An 18,848-nucleotide genomic window follows, 5' to 3' on the forward strand; every position below is an offset into this window, starting at 1 on the left:
CGTTGTTGCGGCCCCTGCCGCTCACGCCCTGCAGGTTCCTGCCGCATTCCGAGCACAGCGCCGTCCCCGCGAGGGCGAAGTCGCCCCAGTTCTCGCTCGAGCGCTGCTTGCGGCACTTGATTCCCTGGACCTCCATGAACGTCACCTCGTCCACTATCGCCGGCATCCCGCCCTCGCGGACGATGCCTCCCCACTCGTACCTTCCCGTGTACCTGCGGTCGCGCAGCATCTGCTGCACCATCGCCTGGCCGCACGGGTTGCCCTTGCGCGTCCTGAGGCCGCGCCGCGCGAACTCGCGCGCTATCGCGTTCATGGACATGCGCTCAAGCCTCAGCGCGAAGGCCTCGCGCACCCACGCCGCCTGCGCCTCGTCGACCTCGTACTCGTCGTCCTCGTTCCTGCGGTAGCCGAAGATGCGCACGCCGTTGGTCTTGCACTTGAGGGCGTTGCCCTCCATGCCGCGCTTGGTCCTGATGGCGGTCTTCCTCGACTCGCAGGCGGCGAGCCCCTCGAGCAGCTTCTCGTAGATGATGCCCTCCGGGCTGTCGGGTATCTGCTCGAGCGCCGAGACCAGCTTGACGCCGTGCGTGGCGAGCTCTCGCTTGTATATCGGCGCGTCGTACTCGCCGCGGCTGAAGCGGTCCATCATGTAGACGAGGACGATCTCGCTCTCGCCGGCGTTGGCTATCATCCGCTGGAACTCGGGGCGGTCGTCGGTGCGCCCCGACACGGCGCGGTCGCAGTACTCCGCCGCGACCTCGTAGCCCTCGCGCGCGCACCACTCGCGGCAGACGCGCAGCTGGTCCTCGATCGAGGCCTCGCGCTGCCTGTTGCACGAGAATCTCGCGTATATCACTGCCCTCTTTGGCATAATGTGTATGTCACCCTTCCTTCAAGTTGAGTTTGCATGGGTGCACTGGTTGGATGCCCCGTCGGCTAAAGCGGTACCAGCGCTGCCGACGGGGCTCTTTTATCTTCCGAGATAGACAACGGTCACCCTCCATATGGGAGAGCCGTCGTGACCTTCGCGCTTTTGGCAGCAGGCGAAATAGGGGCGTTCGCCGGCATGCTCGGCGAGGGTCTTGTAGTGCACGCACCTCGCGCTGACATCGGCCGCCATCGCCCCGTTCACAAAGACGGCGACATGCGGTTTCGCCTTTGACCCGCGAGGAGTCGGGATCAGCTCCGTGGAGACCTCGACCGGAAATATCCCGCTTTTTCTCCTGCCGGCCCACTTGTCATCCTCGATGTAGACACAGTCTCCGTCCACGCCCACCGGCAGTTCTCGCCCGCACATCTTAGACAGCCATCGCGCCGTTTGCACCTTGGATGTCGCCGCCTCGCATTCCTCATCGTGCCGTTTGTCAAATGCGACGAATCTGCCAAGCCCCTCGCAGGCATCGACCCAGGCGAAGATTTCATCTGGGTCGGGAATGGTCATGATGACGTCGGGAACGCCCGGTGCGTACCACCCGACCATCCTGCACCTTACAGTGACGCCCGTGCCGCTACGCACTATCTTCGAGAGCGTCTGCCCGAGAGCCGAAGTTGCCCCGAATACCATACCCCTGTATGCCAGCGCCACCCCGTTATCGGACGTGTCCCATGTGCCACCGGTCAGCGCGCTGGTCAGCACAAGCGGCTCCGTCACGATGTCTGCGCCGAAATACTCACCGATCTTGATGCCGCTCAGCGGTTCGCCGTAGTACACGTAGACCTGGCGTTCGCAGTCACCGGAAAGTGCCACGTTGTTTTCGTAACTCATCGGGATGAATGCCGGCGGAGTTGGCACCGCCGGCTCAGGATATTTACCTGACGGCTTTTTAGCTACGATGCCGGCCGCCCTCAGTATGTTTCCAAACAATCCCATGGGTCACTCCTCAAACGTTTTCTTAGCCATTTCATCAAGCGATACTCCCAGCGCGTCCGCTATGGCCTTCGCTTTTCCAAGTGTGGGCTCCTTGGCTCGTCCACTAAGGAGCGCGGAGATCGTTGAGCGCGGGGAACCGATTTTGCTGGCCAATTCTGCCGGCGACATATCCTTTTTGTCGAGGTAAAAAGCAAGTACGTAGCGGTATTCCATGGCCTCCCCTAACAGTCCAAATATTTACACGTACAAAGTATTGCACTGTGCAAAGTTCTGTACAATACTGTCTCCAGTACAAAGTTTTGTACAGGAGGAAAGGAGAGAAATGAACCTGTCTGAAAAGGTCGGTGAGTACGCCGAAAAGAACAACGAGACCCGCGATTCAATCGCGGACAAGCTCGGCATCAGCCGCTCGTCGTTCTTCAACAAGGTGCGAGGCTCATACGAGTTCAGCCTATCTGAAGCCTACAAGCTGTCGCGCCTGCTCGGGGTATCGCTTGATGAGCTTCACGAGCTGACGGTGTCCTAAATGGACGCCAAAGAACACGATGAGAAGCCCAAGACCACGCGCGAGATAGCGCTCGACACCATGTGCTCGACGCTTCGGACGGCGTACCGGGAATGGGAGAGGAAGGAGGGGAGCAAGAGACAGTGAGGCCATGGTCGACACGTGAGATCCGGTACCTGAGGGAGCACGCCGGCGACGGCGCCAAGGAGATAGCCAAGGCGCTCGGGAGGACTACCGAGGCCGTGAAGCTCCAGGCGAGGAAGTGCGGCATATCGCTCCGGATGCGCTGGATGTGCCCAAAGTGCGGGCGTATGACGTTCAAGCCGCTCAACAAGGCGAACGGATGGTGTGCGGAGTGCACGAAGGAGGGCCACGTGGCAGACCTCAGGGAGCAGGCCAGCGCGATGCGCGAGGAGACTGCGAGGTCTAAGCGGAACGATCGCGAGCGGCAGAGGTGCTACAGCGCCAAGAGCCGCGCGAAAAAGTCCCAAAAATAAAGACCCTAAAAAGCACCCTAGCCCTGACCTGCGGAAACATCAGAAGGGAACACAAGATGTACACATACAAAGAAGCGAGCGCCCCCAGCTACCAACTTGTGAGCACTCGCCTAAACAGCCCCAGACATGAGGCTCAGACCATCATAGCACCCAAGCCATACCGACCGACCGTCCGCGAGCAGCTCGACTCCGATGCGTTCAGGGCGGGGGCCATGGTCGGCTTCATCGCCGCCGCGGTCCTGTTCGCGGCGGTCCTGACCGTCTTCGTCCTCCCGACGATGGACGGCGCGGTCCAGGCTGCCAAGGCCGCATGCGCTGCGGGAGCCGTCAATGCGTAACGACGAGAGGTACCGCCAGAAGCCGATGAGCAACCAGCTCGAGATATTCGGCCTCGGCGCGGACGGCGAGCAGGACATGGCGGATGCGCGCGCATGGATAGGCGAGCACCCGCGGGCGTGGGACTTCATGGTCGAGCAGGCCACCCGCCTCAACCGCAAGGGCTACGTCTCGATCAACTACCTCATCCACATGGTGCGCAACGAGCTGCACGTCGGTGTGAAGAACGGCCTCGCGCCGAGCCTCGCCCGCATCATGGAGGCGCGCTACCCGCACCTGAGGCACGCATTCAACAAGCACCGCTCCAAGAGCGACGGTTTCGTCGATGAGTAGGAGCAGGAGGACCGCCAAGGACGCGGGCACGAGGTTCGAGCGCCTGGTCGCCGACTACCTCGCCGGGAGGCTGGGGGCCGACATCGACAGGCAGGTCAAGACCGGCTCGCACGACACGGGCGACATCCGCGGCGTGTCGATGGCCGGGCGGGGTATCGCGATCGAGTGCAAGGACTACCAGGGGAGGCACGAGCTGCCCAAGTGGCTGCGCGAGGCGGAAACCGAGCGCAGGAACCGCGGGGCGGACTACGGCGTGGTCGTCTGGAAGCGCCGAGGCACCGCCATCCCGGGCGAGCAGTTCGTGACCATGACATTGGAGACGTTCGCGGCGATGCTCGCGGGCGCAGACAGGGAGGAATAGCAATGGAGAGCACAAACATACCGGTGGAGATCGAGGCCAAGTTCAAGCAGGCCACCGTGAAGGGCGGCGTCGCCGTCCTGCAGTTCGAGGTCGACACGGAGGACAGCGCGGCGTTCGACGCCATCCGCAAGAGCGGCGAGGAGGTCTGGCTGTCCATCCAGAGCAAGCAGCCCCAGATCCTGTTCGTGAGCCACGACGGGGAGGTGACCGAGTGATGGAGGACTACAAGGGGATGTTCGCCGAGCTGGCCGACCTCGCCACGGAGGAGCAGGCGATGTTCACCATCTCGGTCATAACGAAGTCCGACGAGGCGTTCGACAAGTTCATGGACGCGCGCGAGAGGCTCGCCAAGTGGATCGTCGAGCACGCCGCCGTCATCGACGAGGCGCTAACCGAGAGGAAGTACAACCGGATGCTCAACGAGGAGGTCAGGTAATGGCTGGGGAGAACGGGGCCGAGGAGGTCATCGCCGAGGTCATCGAGGAGCAAGAGGCGTCCGACCTCGTCGTCACGTACTCGCCGTCCGTCATCAGCGCCAACTTTGACGCGCTGGAGGCCCACGTCCGCGCGAAGGTCGCGGACTACGAGGGCGCCAAGTACGACTTGACCAAGGACGACTCCATCAAGGAGGCGAAGCACGACCGCTCCTACCTCAACGGGCTCAAGTCCGAGATAGAGGAGCGCCGAAAGGCCGTGAAGCGCGAGTACAACAAGCCGCTCGCCGCCTTCGAGAAGCGCTGCAAGGAGATCACGTCCATCATCGACGGCGCGTCGGACGGCATCAAGGCGCAGCTCGACGAGGCGGATGAGAGGCGCAAGGCGGGCGCGAGGGCCGCACTCGAGGCCCACTACAGGGAGTTCGCGGAGCTCCTCTCGCCGGTCGTGCCCTACGAGCGCCTGCACGACGACAGATGGCTCAACAAGTCGTTCGGCGAGGCGAAGGCCAAGAAGGCCCTCGAGGACAAGGTCTCAGCCGTCGCGCGCGACTGGGACACGCTCAAGGCGCAGCGCGACTCCATGGCCCACTACGAGGTCGCCGAGCGCGAGCTGTTCCGCACGCTCGACCTGGGTTCGGCGCTCAACGCCGCCCGCGCCGCCGACGATGAGGACGCCCGCATCGCCGCCATGCGCGAGGCGGTCGAGTCCAAGCCCGCGCCGCGCCCCGCGCCGAGGCGCCAGGCGGAACCCGCCGCCGCGGCGCGCCCCGAGCTGTCCTGCGCGTGGACGGTCGAGATCCCGTTCGCGACCCGCTCGCAGATGGAGCTGCTCGCCGCGGCGCTGCGCGAGCGAGGCATCACCGGCACCATCAAGTGCAAGGGGGTGCGCTAGATGGCCGACGAGAAGATGACGCTCTCCCAGGCGATAGCCAAGGTGCAGCGCTCCGTGACCGTCCCCAAGGCGCGCTACAACGCGTTCGGGAAGTTCAGCTACCGCTCGTTCGAGGACATCGTCGCCGCGCTCAAGGAGCCCTGCAAGGAGGCCGGCGTGGCGTTCACGCTCCAGGACGGCATCTGCAAGGTGGGCGAGCGTTACTACGTCGAGGCCACGTGCACCCTGTTCTTTGTGGACGGGCACGGCGAGAAGAAGGAGTTCAAGGCCTACGCCCGCGAGGCGGAGCACAAGAGCGGCTCCGACGACGCGCAGGTGACCGGGATGGCGTCGAGCTACGCGCGCAAGTACGCGCTGTGCGGCCTGTTCGCCATCGACGGGCAGAGCGACCCGGACGCGCTCTCGGACAGGCCCGAGAAGGAGCCGCCCGAGAGCGGCGGGTTCACGGCGAAGTGCAAGGCCTGCGGCACGGCCTACACCTTCGAGTCGAAAGAGCAGTACGAGGAGTTCAAGAGGCACCCCGGCTGCTGCGCCACGCCGACGTGGCGCGTCCTGTAGGCCATGCAGGACATGTACGCGCAGCGCGAGGAGCTGTTCGGGCGCCTCATGGCGGAGCTGGACACGCTCAGGCGGACGGGCCAGCAGTACGCCGAGAACGAGGCGGACTACCGAAAGGCGCTGCGCATCGCCATCCTCGAGGAGCGCTCCAAGGGCACGCCGGTGACCATCATCGGCGACCTGTGCCGGGGGCGCGAGGAGATAGCCGAGAAGAAGCAGCTGCGCGACTGCGCGGAGGCGCTCTACAAGGCCTCATCCGAGGCGATCATGGCGCTGAAGCTGCGAATCAAGACCGTGGACGCCGACATCCAGAGGACATGGACGAGCGGCGGAGAGGAGATATACAGATGAGCATCAACAGAGTGGTAGTGTCGGGCAACCTGACCCGAGACCCCGAGCTGCGCGCAACGCCGGGCGGCATGCAGGTGCTGGGCTTCGGCGTGGCCGTCAACGACCGCCGCCGCAACCAGCAGACGGGGGAGTGGGAGGACTATCCCAACTTCATCGACTGCACCATGTTCGGCAACCGCGCCGAGGCGCTCTCGCGCATCCTGCGCAAGGGCATGAAGGTCGCCATCGAGGGGAAGCTGCGCTACAGCTCCTGGGAGGACAAGAACGGGGGCGGAAGGCGCTCAAAGGTCGAGATCATCCCCGACGAGGTCGTGCTCATGAGCCAGAACCCCAACGGGCAGCAGACACAGCAGTACGCGCCGCAGGGCTACCAGCAGCAGGCGTACCCGCCGCAGCCCGCCCCGCGGGCATACGCCCCGCAGCCGGCGCCGCGGCAGCCCGCGCCGCAATGGAACGCCCAGCAGGCCTACCAGCAGGCACCGCAGGCCGCGCCCCAGCAGGCACCCGCCCAGCAGCAGCTGGACGTGTACGACGAGGACATCCCGTTCTGATGGGGCGCGTACCCGACATCTTCCGCGACCACTGGGAGGCGGCCCTTTTCGCCGCCTCCTTCTCCGCGGGTTTCCTGTTCTTCTCTTCGCTTCTATGGGGGTGGTTCTGATGGCATTCACCGTGTTCGACAGCTTCGCCGAGGTCTACGACGACTTCGACGAGAGCGACCCCGAGGACATGCGCGACCGCGCGGTGCTCGCCGACGCGATCATGATGTACGGCCTGCACGGAGTCGAACCCGACCTCCCGAAGCACCTCCGCCGCGTCTTCAAGGCCATGAAGAACGCCATCGACAACTCCAAGGACGCGCGCGGCAGGGGCGGCAAGGGCGGCCGCCCGCGTAAGAAACCAGTTTCAGACAAACCCGAAACCGAGGTTTCCGAAAGTGAAAACCTAGGTTTTCCAAACGTGAAACCAGTTTCAGTCAAACCCGAAACGCAGGTTTCGGAAAGTGAAAACCCTAACCTAACCTACCCTAGCCTGTCCTGTCCTGAACTGGATTGTGCTGAGCTGTCCTGTGATGGGGGCGATGCCCCCGCCGCGCCGCCCGAGTTCGAGCCGCCGTCGCTGGAGGAGGCCCGCGGGTACTTCGGCGCCAACTGCCTGAGCGGCGACCCGGACGCCTTCTGGGCCTTTTTCGAGTCGCAGGGCTGGGTCAAGAGCAACGGCCAGCCGGTGAGCAACTGGGGCGCCCTGGCGCTCGACTGGTCAAGGCGCCAGAAGCGCATCGACGCCGACGACCGGGCGAGGGGCAAGCCCACCGCCTCGGAGGTCGAGGCCGCGACGTTCAGGCCGACCAGGACGCCCGAGGAGGCGCTGGCCGAGCAGGAGCGCCGTTGGGCGTCCGAGCACCCGGGCATCGACCCGGCCAAGGTCGAGGCCCCGAGGGGCACGACCGCGAGCAGGGACCGGTTCGGGCTGTACCAGGACGCGCAGAGGCTGCTTGCCGCACGCGCCGCGTGCGAGAGGAGGCTCTCATGATTCTTGACGCGGGCCTGCTGAGGGGATGGCCGAAGGAGCGCGCCGAGCTGTACGGCAAGCCCCACCTCGGGGCGAGGTACACGCACGACACGGCATACGAGCCGACGCAGGCCCGGTGCGCGGTGTGCGGCAGGCGCGCCTCCAACTGCCACCACGTCGCCCGCAGGTCGTGGGGGAAGACGTTCAGGCTCGTCACGCCCAACGGGGTGTGGGAGCTGCGCAGCCCGCTGTTCGCCCTGTGCGGCTCCGGCACGACCGGGTGCCACGGGAAGTTCCACGACGGCGGACTGCACGCCGAGTGGGTGTGGCACACCGGGGCGGCCGAGGAGGCATGGTGGTCCGGCACGCTGCTCAGGGAGTACCCGCCGCACAGCCCCGACCTCTACATGTTCGGCTACTGGGTCATCACCGACCGATACGGAAACGAGATCATCCGAGAGGTGAAATGACGATGGAGATCAACAACTGCGAGTAGTACGTGCTCGCCGAGCTTGACTGTGAGCAGCGCCGCAACGAGCGCCTCGCGGAGGAGAACGACAGGCTGGCAAAGCGGCTCGACGCCATGACAAAGAGGGCGAACGGCTACAGACGGATCATCAACCGCCCCAAGACACCCATCGAGGCGCTCGCGGACAGGGTCATGCGCGAGGAGATGCTGACCCGCTTCACCTACGCCGAGGTCACGGACGTCAAGAGCGCGTTCAGCGGCAGGCTGCTCGGCTTCGACGAATGGTGCCACGATGCGATGCGATATGTGGCGCTGGCGGACGACGTCGGCGAGGAGGAGCTCACCCGGTTCATGCGCCGGGACCTCAAGAGGATCTATGACGAGAAGGTGGCCGAATGTTCCAAGTAGTGGGGCCGCCGCGCCCGGCAAGGGCGAAGGGACAGGCCGATGAATGACGAGAGGGCCGTCGCCGCCGCCATCCACGCCGGGCTCCAGAGCGACGACGTGACCGACCTGTACACGGGCGACTGCAGGGGCTGCGGCGAGTGCTGCTCGCGGTTCCTGCCGGTGAGCCCGTTCGACCGGGTGCGCCTCGAGGTGTACGTGCGCCGGAACGGAATCCAGCCCGCCGAGCCCAGGGTGGAGTACGACCTGCTGTGCCCGTACCTGACGGATGCGCGTGAGTGCGCGGTATACGCCGCGCGGCCCGAGATCTGCCGCGCCTACCGGTGCGACAGGCACAAGAGGGGCGAGCTGGGTATGTTCTTCGGCGCGGAGTGCGCCGAGGTGACCGACATGCGCGCGCTCGCGGAATCAATGGCCCGCGATGTCTATGAATGCGAATAGGAACCGAATGGAAGGAATACCGATGACCGACGAGAAGAAGGCCGACGAGACGTCCGAGGCGCCATACCCCGGGACGCTTAGCTGGGCGGCGACGCGGTTGCTGGAGGCAATCGGCGATGCCGCGAATGCCGTCGCCGAGATGCTGTGGGAGAGCATCTCCCGCGTGTTCCGAGACGCCCGCCGTCTCATGAGGAAGCTCGCGAAGGCGCTCGACCCGAAGTGGCGGCGCCGTCGCCGTCGCGCACTCGCCCGCTCGCGCCGCAACAACCTGTACCTGAAGAGTATCGGGAGGTGCCGGTGATGGGCGGCAAGTACAGGAAGGAGCAGGGGAATGGCTAGGAACGTCTACGGCGGCTACTGCCGCGAGTGCGGCAGGTGGACGCCTCCCGGGTTCGGGCACTTCGAGCGCTATCGCGGCGGCTGGCGCGTCCACTGCGTCGAATGCGCGAGCGGGCGGAAGTTGCCGCCCGAGGGAGACCAGGCGGCGCAGGACATACGGCGCCACGTAAAGAACATGGTAAACGACGGAAGGTACGGGAAGAGGGGATGCAGATGACGGGAGACGAGAGGCCGGACATCTACGCGGACGGGCTCCGGGAGGAGCGCTGCGAGAACTGCTCGCACTGCTGCGCGACGGTGCTGCGCACCGTCCACGGCGTGGAGCGCACGGAGTACGAGTGCGAACGCAGGCCCGAGTTCGTGCACCGCACGCAGGCCGAGGCCATATGCAACTACTGGGAGGCGCGATGAGCGTAATCGACTGGAACGGGGAGGCCCGGAACATCCTCAAGGCCGCGAGGGCCGTCGGCTACCTCGAGGGCATGTACGACGTGGCCGTCGTCAGGAAGTGGGTGGCGTAGATGCGCGTCCTAATCGCCTGCGAGGAGTCACAGCGCGTGGCGCTCGAGTTTCGCAAAATGGGACACGAGGCTTACAGCTGCGACCTTGAGGAAGCGGGGGGGGGGTCACGACCTCATGCACCTCAACGTCGACGCCCTCCAGATGCTCAAGCTCAAGTGGGACCTGGTGATCGCGCACCCGCCATGCACGTACCTCACCGTCACCGGCAACCGCTGGTTCGACGAGGGGAAGTACGGCGACAGAGCGCGCGAGCGCAAGGCTGACCGCGAGGCCGCCGTCGAGTTCTTCATGGCGTTCGCCGAGTGCAATGCACCGCACGTCGCAATCGAGAACCCCGTCGGCTGCATGAGTACCAGATGGCGCAAGCCAGATCAGATCGTGCAGCCGTACATGTTCGGCGACCCGTACGAAAAAAAGAGGTGCCTGTGGCTGAAGGGACTCGATCCGCTCAAACCGACTGATGAGGTCGAGCCTGAGCCGCGCAAGGTATTCAAATCAGGCAACTCCATGCCTGCATGGTACGCAGATGCGTGGCATCTGCCGCCACACGAACGCGCCAAGGTTCGCAGCCGCACGTTCCCGGGCATCGCAAAGGCGATGGCCCGCCAGTGGTGCGAACAGATAGGGATGGATGGAGTTTAACGCCAGATAGGAGAAAACGATGATTCACTTACCAAAGGACGCCGAGGGGCGAGAGATTCCGCTGGGCACCAAGGTGATGTACGGCTACGGCGGCACGGCCCGAAACATCGTGTACTGGGTGTTCACGACCGATTCCGACCTTGAGAAAGAGTGGAGGAACTGCTGGCGCGCGGTCACGGACGCGGGCAGGAAACTCGATCCCGAGCTCATGTACCTTACCCAGCCCGATAGCTGGGAGAAGCTGGAAGAGGACTTGGACAGGTGCATTAAGGCGGATAGCCTTTGCGCGTACAGTCCGTCGGAAGAATGCTCCACGTGCGTCCTGCCAAGGGATAGTCAATGCCATTGCGATTCGCTGGCACTCAAGGCCATCCAGGAGCGCATCCGCAAGCTGAGAGGTGAGGACTGATGAATGGCTTTCCGATTCCAGGAGACTCGTGGACGCAACGTCCCTCCCGAGGCGGCTCGGAACGCATCAATCGACCTGTGGAACTGGAGGGCGAAATGAATGGGAAGACGTGCGGCACGTGCGCCAACTACGACGGGCGCGCCTGCAAGATTGACGGCTTCATCATGGGAAGTTACGAGGCCACCTGCGAATACTACTGCGCGAAGCGAGCCGGCCATCGAGCCATGACTACGGAATACGTTTTGGACGCCGAGAAGATCGCCCACTGGAGAACCGACAACCACGTGCCGCTCAAGCAGCTGGCGCGTGCGGCCGGCGTCAATCTCAGCAGCCTGGGCCATGCCATCCGCGACGGCAGGGAAGTGAAGATGAACCTGCTGCTCAATCTGGCGGAGGCGATGGGCGAAGACCCGCGCGACATCGTGAGGAAGAAGGTGGAGAGATGAGATTCGAGATCACGCAGACCCACGTCGTGGACATTCCCGACGAGGAGCTCGACGCGGACAGGCCGCTCGAGGAGATTCTGGAGGAGATAAAGGACGATGCGCACTGGTACGTCGAGATGTACGCGTGCGAGTCCTGGTGCGAGGAGGTGACCAGCATTGGACGGCAGTTGTGAGCCAGGCAGCGGCTACAACCTGCCTCCCGGATGCACCGACGCGGCAATCGACAGGCACTGCGGAGGCGGGCCGACGTGCGCCGAATGCACCAAGATGTACGAGTGCTGCTGTGACTACGGCATCTGCGAGGTGGAGTTCGACAACGCCTTCCGGCAGGAGTTCGACGGGGCGGACGCGGAGCCGAGCGACGTCGCCTACTGGGCGCTCCCATGGATAGCGAACCACATGAGGGACATGCAGGAGGCGGCGTGCGACATGTTCTGTGGCTGATGCCGCTGGCGGCGCTGCTGGCGTGGGCGGCGAGGTCCGCATGGGCGCTCGCCGTGGTTTTGACCGTTCTCGTGCGCATGGCGTGCGGGTGAGATTGGAGGATTGAATGGACGGGATCGTAAGGCTGGCCGGCAAGCTCATCGGGTGCCTCATCGTGACGGCACTCGTGCTGCTGTGCGCCGCCGCCGTCGTGTGGTGCTGGCAGGTGCTCGCGGGGCTGGTCGCATGAGCGCCGGCGAGAGGGTGGCGCAGCAGCTCCGCGACGCCGCGGCCTTGCTGGAGTCAATGGTGGACGACGTGGCGGGGGACATCGACGAGAGGTTCGTGCTGCCTCCCATAACGCTCACCATCAAGATAGGAAGCACCGACGAGACCCCGACCCTGTCGGTGAAGAAGGACTACCTCGCGAGGAAGCGCCTGGCATGACGTGGAGCTCCAACGGCAACGCCGAGCGCAAGCTCAAGGCGAGGCTCCGCGCCGAGGGCAGGCCGTGCCACATATGCGGCCAGCCCATAGACTACAGCCTGCCGCCCGGCACGCCGTGGAGCTTCGAGGCCGACCACGTGGTGCCGAGGGCGAGGGGCGGCGCGGTGCTTGACTACTCGAACCTCGACGCGGCGCACCGCATCTGCAACCAGAGGAAGGGCAAGCACATGCCTGGTGACGCGAAGCCCGTCGAGATAAGGCGCACGAGGCTGTTCTGAAGGCTCGAGATAACTGAATAGGCGAGGCTGAAAAGCCTAACTGGAGGCGCGGTCGTCGGCACGGCTGCGCCCCACTGCTTTTCCGGGGCGCTGAGCCGCCGATGGCGGGGGCATCGCCCCTCCCCGGGGTGCAAGGACACCCATGCTGCTCAGTGCCGATTTCCCCCCGCCCCATGACCCCAGGGCGGGGGTAGGCCGCGAATCTCACACGCATCGCACAATGCGGGCACGAGAAAGGAGGCCGTGATGCCGGAGATGCCGGAATCGGTCGCATCCGACGACTATCAATCGCATATCTGGGCGAGCGTAACCGCATCGGGGCGCTTCTCCGACGAGGACGCGCCGAACCTCGCGCTGCTGTGCTACTGGCACGCCGTGGCGAAGGCTGCGGAGGACGCGATGAGCAGGGGCAAGTCCGTGAAGGTGCTCGACCCCGTCGGCTACAAGCCAGTCAAGGCGAAGAACGGGCGGCACGCCATCATGGAGCGTCCGCACCCCGCCGTGTCCGTGCTCAAGCAGGCGACAGCCGAGATACGCGCGCTCAACGAGCTGCTCGGGCTGTCGCGCAAGGCGGTGCCCATCCAGGTGCAGCAGGCGCGTCCGCAGAGCGACGGCGCTAGGGTGCTGAGCCTCATGTTCGCCGACCGCGAGCGCAAGGCCAAGGCGGCGGGCGCCTGATGGAGCCCAGGCAGACGCCGACATACGAGGCCAACGTCCCGGAGGACCTCAGCGGCGACGGCGAGATGGCCTGCGAGCTCGCGACCGCCTACTTCGGCGACCCGCTGCCGTGGCAGCCGCACCTGCTCGACGCGATGCTGGCCCGCGACGCGCGCGACAAGTACCTGCTGCGCACGCTGGGCATCTCCATCCCGCGCCAGAACGGAAAGAGCTGGGTCGTGCGCGCCAGGTGCTTCTACGGCGCGCTCAACGGCGAGAAGATCCTGTACACCTGCCAGCACGGCGACACCTCCGACCAGATGTTCAAGGAGCTGTCCCAGCCATTCGAGGACGAGGACGAGACCGAGCTGCACGACCTCCTGCTCGCCGTGCGCAAGACGAACGGGCAGCAGGCCATCAGCCTCAAGAACGGCGGACTCATTCGCTTCACCACCCGCACCAACTCGCTGGCGCGAGGCAAGACCTACGACGTGCTCATCTACGACGAGGCGCAGGAGCTCACGGACACGCAGCAGGCGGCGTCCCTGCCTGCAATCTCGGCGAGCGCGATGCACAACCCGCAGACCATCTACCTCGGAACGCCGCCAGGCCCCGACAACGTCGGCACGGTGTTCCGCGACCTCCACGACGACGTGCACGACGGCGAGTCCGAGATGGCGTGGATCGAGTGGGGCGCGGACGAGATAGGCGACGTCCACGACGAGTCGAGATGGTACGAGTTCAACCCGTCCATGGGCACCGTGCTCAACTACGAGGCCGTCAAGGGCGAGTCCGAGCAGATGCAGCCCGACGTGTTCGCGCGCGAGCGTCTCGGATGGTGGGCGAAGACGGGAGGCTCGCTCCTCTACGCCCTGTCCTCCAAGAAGTGGGACGGGTGCCGGCGCGACTCAGCGCCCACCGGCGGAAAGCTCGCCTTCGGCGTGAAGTTCTCCGTGGACGGCTCCCGCGCCGCGGTGTCCTGGGCGCTCGCCGACAGGGACGGACCGTCCTACGTCGAGCTGTACGACGTGATGGGCGCTTCGGGCGGAACGGTCGCGATCTCGGACATGCTCCTGCGCAACCGAGACGAGATCGCGTGCGTCTGCATCGACGGCAAGTCCGGAGCGGACGCGCTCAAGCGGCGGATGCTCGACGGCGGCTTCAGCAAGTGCGCACTCGAGATGGGAACCCCGGCAATCGTGCAGGCTGCGGCGTCGATGCTCAAGGACGAGGTCGACTCGGGCACGCTCTCGCACATCGAGTCGCCGGCGCTCGACGACTCGGCGCGCAAGTCGCTCAAGCGCGACATCGGCAGGGACGGGTGGGGCTTCGAGGACGGTCCCGACTCCATCGCCGCCCCCATCGAGTCCGCATCGCTCGCCCTCTGGGCGGCGAGAACAACGAAACGAGACCCGCGAAGGGAACAGGAGGCCAGCTTCTGATGGCAGCAGTGAACATGGAACTGGCGGGGCAGGTAGCATCCGCCGCAGGCTTGGAGCCGGGCGACGCGGCGCTCGTCCGCGAGCTCATGACCGTCTGGCGCGAGCACCGCGCCAGCAATCTCGAGCGCGAGGACTACTACCTCGGGCACGTGTCGGTGAAGGACCTCGGCATCGCCATGCCGGCGAGCCTCGCCAAGAAGATCAACCCGCGCGTCGACTGGCCCCGCAAGGCCGTGCACGCCCTGGCGGACCGCTCCATCTTCAACGGTTACACGTGCGCGGACGAGCAGACGAGCAAGGCCCTCCGCGCCATCTGCGAGTCGAACCAGCTGGAGCGCCTCTACCGCAAGAACCTCATCGGCGAGCTGAAGCACTGCTGCGGCTTCTGGACCGTGACGGACGGCGGCGGCTACCCGGTCATCTCGGCATACCCCGCCACCGCGGCGGCGGCCCTGTGGGACGACGCTCGCAAGGCCATCAGGGCGGGCATCGTCGTGGCTGAGTCCAAGAAGATGCCCGGCGACACCGAGCGCGTGCCGACCGTGGTGCACCTGCTCACCGACGACAGCCTCGTGGTGCTCACGCGCGACGGCGGCTCGTGGGTAGCCGAGTACCGCGAGCACTCGATGGGGCGCTGCCTCATGGAGCCGATGGCACACGGCGCGACGCTCGAGCGCCCCTTCGGCACCTCGCGCATAAGCCGCTCCGTGATGAGCATCACCGACGACGCCATCCGGCAGCGCGCCCGAATGGAGGTCGCCGCCGAGGCCGCGACCCTGCCGCAGACTTGGCTACTGGGCACCTACAAGAAGATGCTCAACGACGGCAACAAGTACGACGCCTCGATGGGCGCGGTCAACGAGATCACGAAAGACCCGGACGGCGACAAGCCCACGGTCTGGCAGTCCGCGCAGCTCCAGATGGCACCGCTCACGGAGTACCTGCGCCAGCTCGCCTGCCAGATGTCGGCCGTGACCAACGTGCCGGTGAGCTTCTTCGGCGTGTCCAACGACAACCCGTCCTCCTCGGACGCTATCGCCGCGTCCCTGGAGCCCTTGGTCATCGACGCCAAGAACCTCAACCGCGACAACGGCACGGCGCTGCGCAACGTGGCCTACATGGCGCTCGCCGTGGCGAACGGCACCGATTTCGCCACCGAGCGCGACGCGGGGCATGAGATCAACCCGCGATTCCTGTCCCCGGCGTACCCGTCCACGGTGAGCCTGTCAGACGCGCTGCTCAAGCAGGTGCAGGCGCTCCCCAAGCTCGCCAACTCCACGGTCGCTTACGAGATGCTCGACTACACGGACGAGCAGATCCAACGCATCGAGTCGGATGCCAAGAAGGCGCAGGCGGGCGCGGCTATCGCATCGCTGTTCGAGCCGAAGGAGGGCGAGAATGGCGGCGGTGCCGACTAGCCTGCTGGACGAGCTGACCGATGAGGTGAACGCGCTGTCGGCAGACGCCCAGGCGAAGGTGAGGCCGGCGCTCGAGTCCCTGCTGTCGAGCTGGGAGCGCGGCGGTGGCGGCGATGTCGCCGCTCTCCGCGAGAGGGCCTACGAGACGATCGAGGCGGTGCTCGGGTACTACGCCGACACGTGCGCCGCCGCCAGGGCAGCCGAATACTACGACGCGGTCAGGGCGTCGCAGGGCTTCCCCGGGAAGTATCGGGCGGTCGCCGAGTCCATGCGAGACCCGGACGCCACGCTCGGCGCGGTGAGGTATTTCATCGGCAAGGTCGTCGAGGGCGCCCCCGAGGTGTTCGTCTCTCGGTGCGTCACGAGGGTCGACGAGGAGATCAGGCGCGCCGCCAACAGGTGCGTCGCCCACAACGCGCGCAAAGACCCGGCGAAGCCGTGGTACGCCCGCGTTCCCCGCGGCGAGACGTGCGGGTTCTGCCTCATGCTCGCGTCGTTCGGCTTCTACGCCAAGACCGAGGAGGCGGCCGAGCACTCGCACGCGCACTGCGACTGCCGAATCGTTCCCGGCTTCGACGGGGTGACTACGGTCAAGGGATACGACCCTGACGGGATGTACGAGAGGTATAACGACTGCCTGGCCGCGCTCGGAGGCCGCGACGGCATCGCCTCCGATTGGTACGCAATGCCGGAGGACGAACGCGAAGCGCTCGTGAGGCGCCACGGCAACAAGGAGGGGAAGGCGTACACCGCCTACCTCAACAACCGCGTCGCATCCGAGATAGAGCTGCGCGACCCGTCTTGGTACGCCGGCGGTGAGCATAAGGGCATAACGTTCACGGACGATGCGGTGAGGCGCGACAAGGTAAAGAGGTGGAGGGTAGACCCCGGAGAGAGGAGAACCGCGGAGAAGCTGGCGGCACTGGGCTACAAGACCGAGTTCTGGGAAGACGAAGTGCACCTGAAGAGCGAGAACGCGCAGGGAAAAACGACCGTAAGCCGCGCCGACCTGTCCACGGGCATCGAAATCAAGACCGTGTACACGTCGAAATCGGAGAACACGTTCAAGTCGCACATGAAGTCCGTGGCCAACAAGAACGGAGTGCGGTTCGCCGTCTTCGATGTCAGCGAGAACAAGTCGGTCACCGACAGCCAAGCCGAAGCGTGGATACGCAAGTACATGAAGAGGTATGGAATCTCTGAAGTGCGGATGCTGGGGCACGACGGGTCGCTCCAAACGATAAAAAAATAGGCGGGAGCTGCATGTCTCAATAGGTGAGTCAAACAGCTTCCGCCTGATCTCATCATACCGCATGGCCGCCCACGGGCGGCTTTTTTCATGCCGAAAAACGCCAAACAGGCCAAATCTCACGCCCGTAGGACACTGCCGCGCGACAGGGCCGCACGGCCCGAAACGTACATCTAAGGGGTTCGGCCGCACGGCTGGCCCGACGGGCCGCACGGTCCGGGAAAGGACGCGACATGGCAGTAGAGACCAACACGGAGCCCACGGGCGGTACGGAGCCGACCGGGGGCGAGGAGCCCGACTACAAGGCGCTCTACGAGGCCGAGAAGGCGCACTCCCGCAAGTGGGAGAAGCAGGCCAAGGCCAACAAGGGCGCGGCAAGCGCACTCGACGAGGCCAACCAGGCGAAGAAGACCGCCGACGAGAAGGTCGCGGAGCTCGAGAAGCGACTCGACGCCAAGGAGAAGGCCGAGGCGCGAGCCAAGACCGCCGCCAAGGTCGCGCAGGAGAAGGGAGTCCCCGCCGAGCTCATCGTCGGCGAGGACGAGGAGAGCATGGCCGAATGGTGCGACAAGATGCTCGCCGCCTTCAAGACAAAGCCCGCGCCGCGAGTGGAGAAGCCCGGCAGCTTCGACAAGGGCGGCAAGGACGGGGACGAGGCGCTGCGAGACTTCGCCAAGCGCCTCCTGAAGTAAGCCAAACCCGAAGAAAGGCACAGAAATGGCTGCAAACGACACCAAGAAAATCACGCTGCCGTCCAGCGTGGTCTCCACCATCATCGGCAAGGTGAAGGACACCTCCACCATCGCCACGCTGAGCCCCAGCACGCCGCAGAAGTTCGCCGACACGACCTATCTCGTGTTCAACCCGACCGCAGAGGCCGAGGTCGTCGCCGAGGGCGGCAAGAAGTCCGGCTCCGAGATCTCCACCGACCCCGTGGTCGCAAAGCGCGCCAAGATCGTCACGACCACGCGCGTCTCCGACGAGCTGAAGTGGGCCGACGAGGACAACCAGCTGGAGATCATCTCCAACATCATCGCCGACCAGACCGCCGCCGCGGGCCGCGCGCTCGACTACATCATCTACCACGCCATCAACCCCAAGACCGGCCTCGCCCTCAGCGGCTACACCGCCCTGACCGCGGACGAGAACGTCCACAGCGTCACCAAGACCGACTCCCCGGTCGACGACATCGACTCCCTCTCCGACGCCCTGCTCGACTACGGCATCAACGGAATCGCCATGAGCCGACAGTTCGCTTCCGAGCTGCGCAAGCTGCGCGTCCCGGCCACCGGACAGCGTCTGTACCCCGAGGTGCCGTTGTCCCTCAACGTGGGCAACCTCGACGGCATCCCCGCCTCCGTGTCCGGAACCGTGAACGGCCGCCTCGCAAAGACCCCGACCAAGGTCTCCGCCATCATGGGCGACTTCTCCGCCATCAAGTGGGGCATGGTCCGCGACATCACCGCCGAGGTCATCGAGTACGGCGACCCCGACAACACCGGTCAGGACCTGAAGGGCTACAACCAGATCGCCTACCGCACCGAGGCCGTGCTGGCCTACGCGGTACTCGACCCCAAGGCCTTCGCCGTCCTCAAGAGCGCCTAGGGGG

33 protein-coding genes and 1 pseudogene are annotated in these 18,848 nt (G+C 65.3%); 31 read left to right on the forward strand and 3 right to left on the reverse strand.

All coding sequences use genetic code 11. From position 1 onward, the window contains the following. Positions 1–130: 130 nt before the first annotated feature. The 3 genes and pseudogenes from PMX60_RS10200 to PMX60_RS01260 all read right to left on the reverse strand — a co-directional run. Positions 131–871: pseudogene (locus tag PMX60_RS10200) on the reverse strand (recombinase family protein); the annotation flags it as partial. A gap of 99 nt (positions 872–970) precedes the next feature. Then, complete coding sequence (locus PMX60_RS01255; RefSeq protein ID WP_161160797.1) at positions 971–1,870, reverse strand: hypothetical protein; 900 nt, start codon at positions 1,868–1,870, stop codon at positions 971–973. 3 nt (positions 1,871–1,873) lie between these two features. Then, positions 1,874–2,083, reverse strand: a complete 210-nt coding sequence (locus PMX60_RS01260) for a helix-turn-helix domain-containing protein (RefSeq protein ID WP_161160798.1) — start codon at positions 2,081–2,083, stop codon at positions 1,874–1,876. A gap of 109 nt (positions 2,084–2,192) precedes the next feature. On the opposite strand from PMX60_RS01260, the gene PMX60_RS01265 reads away from it, so the two are divergent. The 31 genes from PMX60_RS01265 to PMX60_RS01415 all read left to right on the forward strand — a co-directional run bounded on the left by PMX60_RS01265 (position 2,193) and on the right by PMX60_RS01415 (position 18,844). After that, positions 2,193–2,396, forward strand: coding sequence for a helix-turn-helix transcriptional regulator (locus PMX60_RS01265; RefSeq protein ID WP_161160799.1), 204 nt, complete (start codon positions 2,193–2,195; stop codon positions 2,394–2,396). 92 nt (positions 2,397–2,488) lie between these two features. Then, on the forward strand, positions 2,489–2,872 hold the full coding sequence (locus PMX60_RS01270) for a hypothetical protein (protein ID WP_271746598.1): 384 nt from the start codon (positions 2,489–2,491) through the stop codon (positions 2,870–2,872). A gap of 56 nt (positions 2,873–2,928) precedes the next feature. Next, complete coding sequence (locus PMX60_RS01275) at positions 2,929–3,210, forward strand: hypothetical protein (RefSeq protein ID WP_271746599.1); 282 nt, start codon at positions 2,929–2,931, stop codon at positions 3,208–3,210. Next, a complete protein-coding gene (locus PMX60_RS01280) occupies positions 3,203–3,541 on the forward strand; it encodes a hypothetical protein (protein WP_195234033.1) in 339 nt (112 codons plus the stop codon). The genes PMX60_RS01275 and PMX60_RS01280 overlap by 8 nt, the downstream gene beginning before the upstream one ends. Then, on the forward strand, positions 3,534–3,902 hold the full coding sequence (locus PMX60_RS01285; protein ID WP_271746600.1) for a PDDEXK family nuclease: 369 nt from the start codon (positions 3,534–3,536) through the stop codon (positions 3,900–3,902). The genes PMX60_RS01280 and PMX60_RS01285 overlap by 8 nt, the downstream gene beginning before the upstream one ends. Before the next feature lie 2 nt (positions 3,903–3,904). Then, a complete protein-coding gene (locus tag PMX60_RS01290; RefSeq protein WP_161160804.1) occupies positions 3,905–4,117 on the forward strand; it encodes a hypothetical protein in 213 nt (70 codons plus the stop codon). Continuing rightward, positions 4,117–4,338 carry a hypothetical protein gene (locus PMX60_RS01295; RefSeq protein ID WP_271746601.1) on the forward strand — a complete coding sequence of 74 codons (222 nt, stop codon included), beginning with the start codon at positions 4,117–4,119 and terminating at the stop codon, positions 4,336–4,338. The genes PMX60_RS01290 and PMX60_RS01295 overlap by 1 nt, the downstream gene beginning before the upstream one ends. Beyond that, positions 4,338–5,231: a DUF1351 domain-containing protein gene (locus tag PMX60_RS01300; protein WP_271746603.1), complete on the forward strand. Its 894-nt coding sequence runs from the start codon at positions 4,338–4,340 to the stop codon at positions 5,229–5,231. The genes PMX60_RS01295 and PMX60_RS01300 overlap by 1 nt, the downstream gene beginning before the upstream one ends. Beyond that, positions 5,232–5,789, forward strand: a complete 558-nt coding sequence (locus tag PMX60_RS01305; RefSeq protein ID WP_271746604.1) for an ERF family protein — start codon at positions 5,232–5,234, stop codon at positions 5,787–5,789. A gap of 3 nt (positions 5,790–5,792) precedes the next feature. Further along, on the forward strand, positions 5,793–6,140 hold the full coding sequence (locus tag PMX60_RS01310) for a hypothetical protein (protein WP_271746605.1): 348 nt from the start codon (positions 5,793–5,795) through the stop codon (positions 6,138–6,140). Next, entirely contained in the window at positions 6,137–6,691 is a 555-nt protein-coding gene (locus tag PMX60_RS01315; protein ID WP_271746606.1) for a single-stranded DNA-binding protein, read from the forward strand. Before PMX60_RS01310 ends, PMX60_RS01315 begins: the two co-directional genes overlap by 4 nt. A 109-nt stretch (positions 6,692–6,800) precedes the next feature. Further along, positions 6,801–7,673 (forward strand): hypothetical protein, encoded by an 873-nt coding sequence (locus PMX60_RS01320; RefSeq protein ID WP_271746607.1) that lies wholly within the window; start codon positions 6,801–6,803, stop codon positions 7,671–7,673. Then, positions 7,670–8,122: a hypothetical protein gene (locus PMX60_RS01325; protein WP_271746608.1), complete on the forward strand. Its 453-nt coding sequence runs from the start codon at positions 7,670–7,672 to the stop codon at positions 8,120–8,122. The genes PMX60_RS01320 and PMX60_RS01325 overlap by 4 nt, the downstream gene beginning before the upstream one ends. Before the next feature lie 29 nt (positions 8,123–8,151). Further along, a complete protein-coding gene (locus tag PMX60_RS01330) occupies positions 8,152–8,529 on the forward strand; it encodes a hypothetical protein (RefSeq protein ID WP_271746609.1) in 378 nt (125 codons plus the stop codon). 39 nt (positions 8,530–8,568) lie between these two features. Continuing rightward, positions 8,569–8,967 carry a YkgJ family cysteine cluster protein gene (locus PMX60_RS01335; RefSeq protein WP_271746610.1) on the forward strand — a complete coding sequence of 133 codons (399 nt, stop codon included), beginning with the start codon at positions 8,569–8,571 and terminating at the stop codon, positions 8,965–8,967. A gap of 22 nt (positions 8,968–8,989) precedes the next feature. Then, on the forward strand, positions 8,990–9,268 hold the full coding sequence (locus tag PMX60_RS01340) for a hypothetical protein (protein ID WP_271746611.1): 279 nt from the start codon (positions 8,990–8,992) through the stop codon (positions 9,266–9,268). Positions 9,269–9,298: 30 nt separating this feature from the next. Continuing rightward, positions 9,299–9,523, forward strand: a complete 225-nt coding sequence (locus PMX60_RS01345) for a hypothetical protein (protein ID WP_271746612.1) — start codon at positions 9,299–9,301, stop codon at positions 9,521–9,523. Then, entirely contained in the window at positions 9,514–9,717 is a 204-nt protein-coding gene (locus PMX60_RS01350; RefSeq protein WP_271746613.1) for a hypothetical protein, read from the forward strand. Before PMX60_RS01345 ends, PMX60_RS01350 begins: the two co-directional genes overlap by 10 nt. Before the next feature lie 225 nt (positions 9,718–9,942). After that, a complete protein-coding gene (locus PMX60_RS01355; RefSeq protein ID WP_271746614.1) occupies positions 9,943–10,470 on the forward strand; it encodes a hypothetical protein in 528 nt (175 codons plus the stop codon). 19 nt (positions 10,471–10,489) lie between these two features. Further along, a complete protein-coding gene (locus PMX60_RS01360) occupies positions 10,490–10,879 on the forward strand; it encodes a hypothetical protein (RefSeq protein WP_271746615.1) in 390 nt (129 codons plus the stop codon). A gap of 95 nt (positions 10,880–10,974) precedes the next feature. Then, positions 10,975–11,325, forward strand: a complete 351-nt coding sequence (locus PMX60_RS01365) for a helix-turn-helix domain-containing protein (protein WP_271746616.1) — start codon at positions 10,975–10,977, stop codon at positions 11,323–11,325. After that, positions 11,322–11,498, forward strand: coding sequence for a hypothetical protein (locus PMX60_RS01370; protein ID WP_271746618.1), 177 nt, complete (start codon positions 11,322–11,324; stop codon positions 11,496–11,498). Before PMX60_RS01365 ends, PMX60_RS01370 begins: the two co-directional genes overlap by 4 nt. Positions 11,499–11,875: 377 nt before the next feature. Continuing rightward, positions 11,876–11,998, forward strand: coding sequence for a hypothetical protein (locus tag PMX60_RS01375; RefSeq protein ID WP_264291532.1), 123 nt, complete (start codon positions 11,876–11,878; stop codon positions 11,996–11,998). Next, positions 11,995–12,195, forward strand: coding sequence for a hypothetical protein (locus tag PMX60_RS01380; RefSeq protein WP_271746619.1), 201 nt, complete (start codon positions 11,995–11,997; stop codon positions 12,193–12,195). Before PMX60_RS01375 ends, PMX60_RS01380 begins: the two co-directional genes overlap by 4 nt. Beyond that, positions 12,192–12,473 carry an HNH endonuclease gene (locus tag PMX60_RS01385; RefSeq protein WP_271746620.1) on the forward strand — a complete coding sequence of 94 codons (282 nt, stop codon included), beginning with the start codon at positions 12,192–12,194 and terminating at the stop codon, positions 12,471–12,473. The genes PMX60_RS01380 and PMX60_RS01385 overlap by 4 nt, the downstream gene beginning before the upstream one ends. Positions 12,474–12,719: 246 nt before the next feature. After that, the gene (locus PMX60_RS01390; protein WP_271746621.1) at positions 12,720–13,151 is read left to right on the forward strand and encodes a P27 family phage terminase small subunit; all 432 of its coding nucleotides are present in this window, start codon (positions 12,720–12,722) and stop codon (positions 13,149–13,151) included. Beyond that, positions 13,151–14,572 (forward strand): terminase large subunit, encoded by a 1,422-nt coding sequence (locus PMX60_RS01395; protein ID WP_271746622.1) that lies wholly within the window; start codon positions 13,151–13,153, stop codon positions 14,570–14,572. Before PMX60_RS01390 ends, PMX60_RS01395 begins: the two co-directional genes overlap by 1 nt. Further along, on the forward strand, positions 14,572–15,990 hold the full coding sequence (locus PMX60_RS01400) for a phage portal protein (protein ID WP_271746623.1): 1,419 nt from the start codon (positions 14,572–14,574) through the stop codon (positions 15,988–15,990). The genes PMX60_RS01395 and PMX60_RS01400 overlap by 1 nt, the downstream gene beginning before the upstream one ends. After that, a complete protein-coding gene (locus PMX60_RS01405) occupies positions 15,971–17,242 on the forward strand; it encodes a VG15 protein (protein WP_271746625.1) in 1,272 nt (423 codons plus the stop codon). Before PMX60_RS01400 ends, PMX60_RS01405 begins: the two co-directional genes overlap by 20 nt. A 230-nt stretch (positions 17,243–17,472) precedes the next feature. Then, entirely contained in the window at positions 17,473–17,931 is a 459-nt protein-coding gene (locus PMX60_RS01410; protein ID WP_271746627.1) for a hypothetical protein, read from the forward strand. 25 nt (positions 17,932–17,956) lie between these two features. Further along, positions 17,957–18,844, forward strand: a complete 888-nt coding sequence (locus tag PMX60_RS01415; RefSeq protein WP_271746628.1) for a phage major capsid protein — start codon at positions 17,957–17,959, stop codon at positions 18,842–18,844. The last annotated feature ends 4 nt before the right edge of the window (positions 18,845–18,848 follow it).

The sequence above is a fragment of the Collinsella aerofaciens genome (assembly GCF_028206995.1).
Lineage (GTDB): Bacteria > Actinomycetota > Coriobacteriia > Coriobacteriales > Coriobacteriaceae > Collinsella > Collinsella aerofaciens_AQ.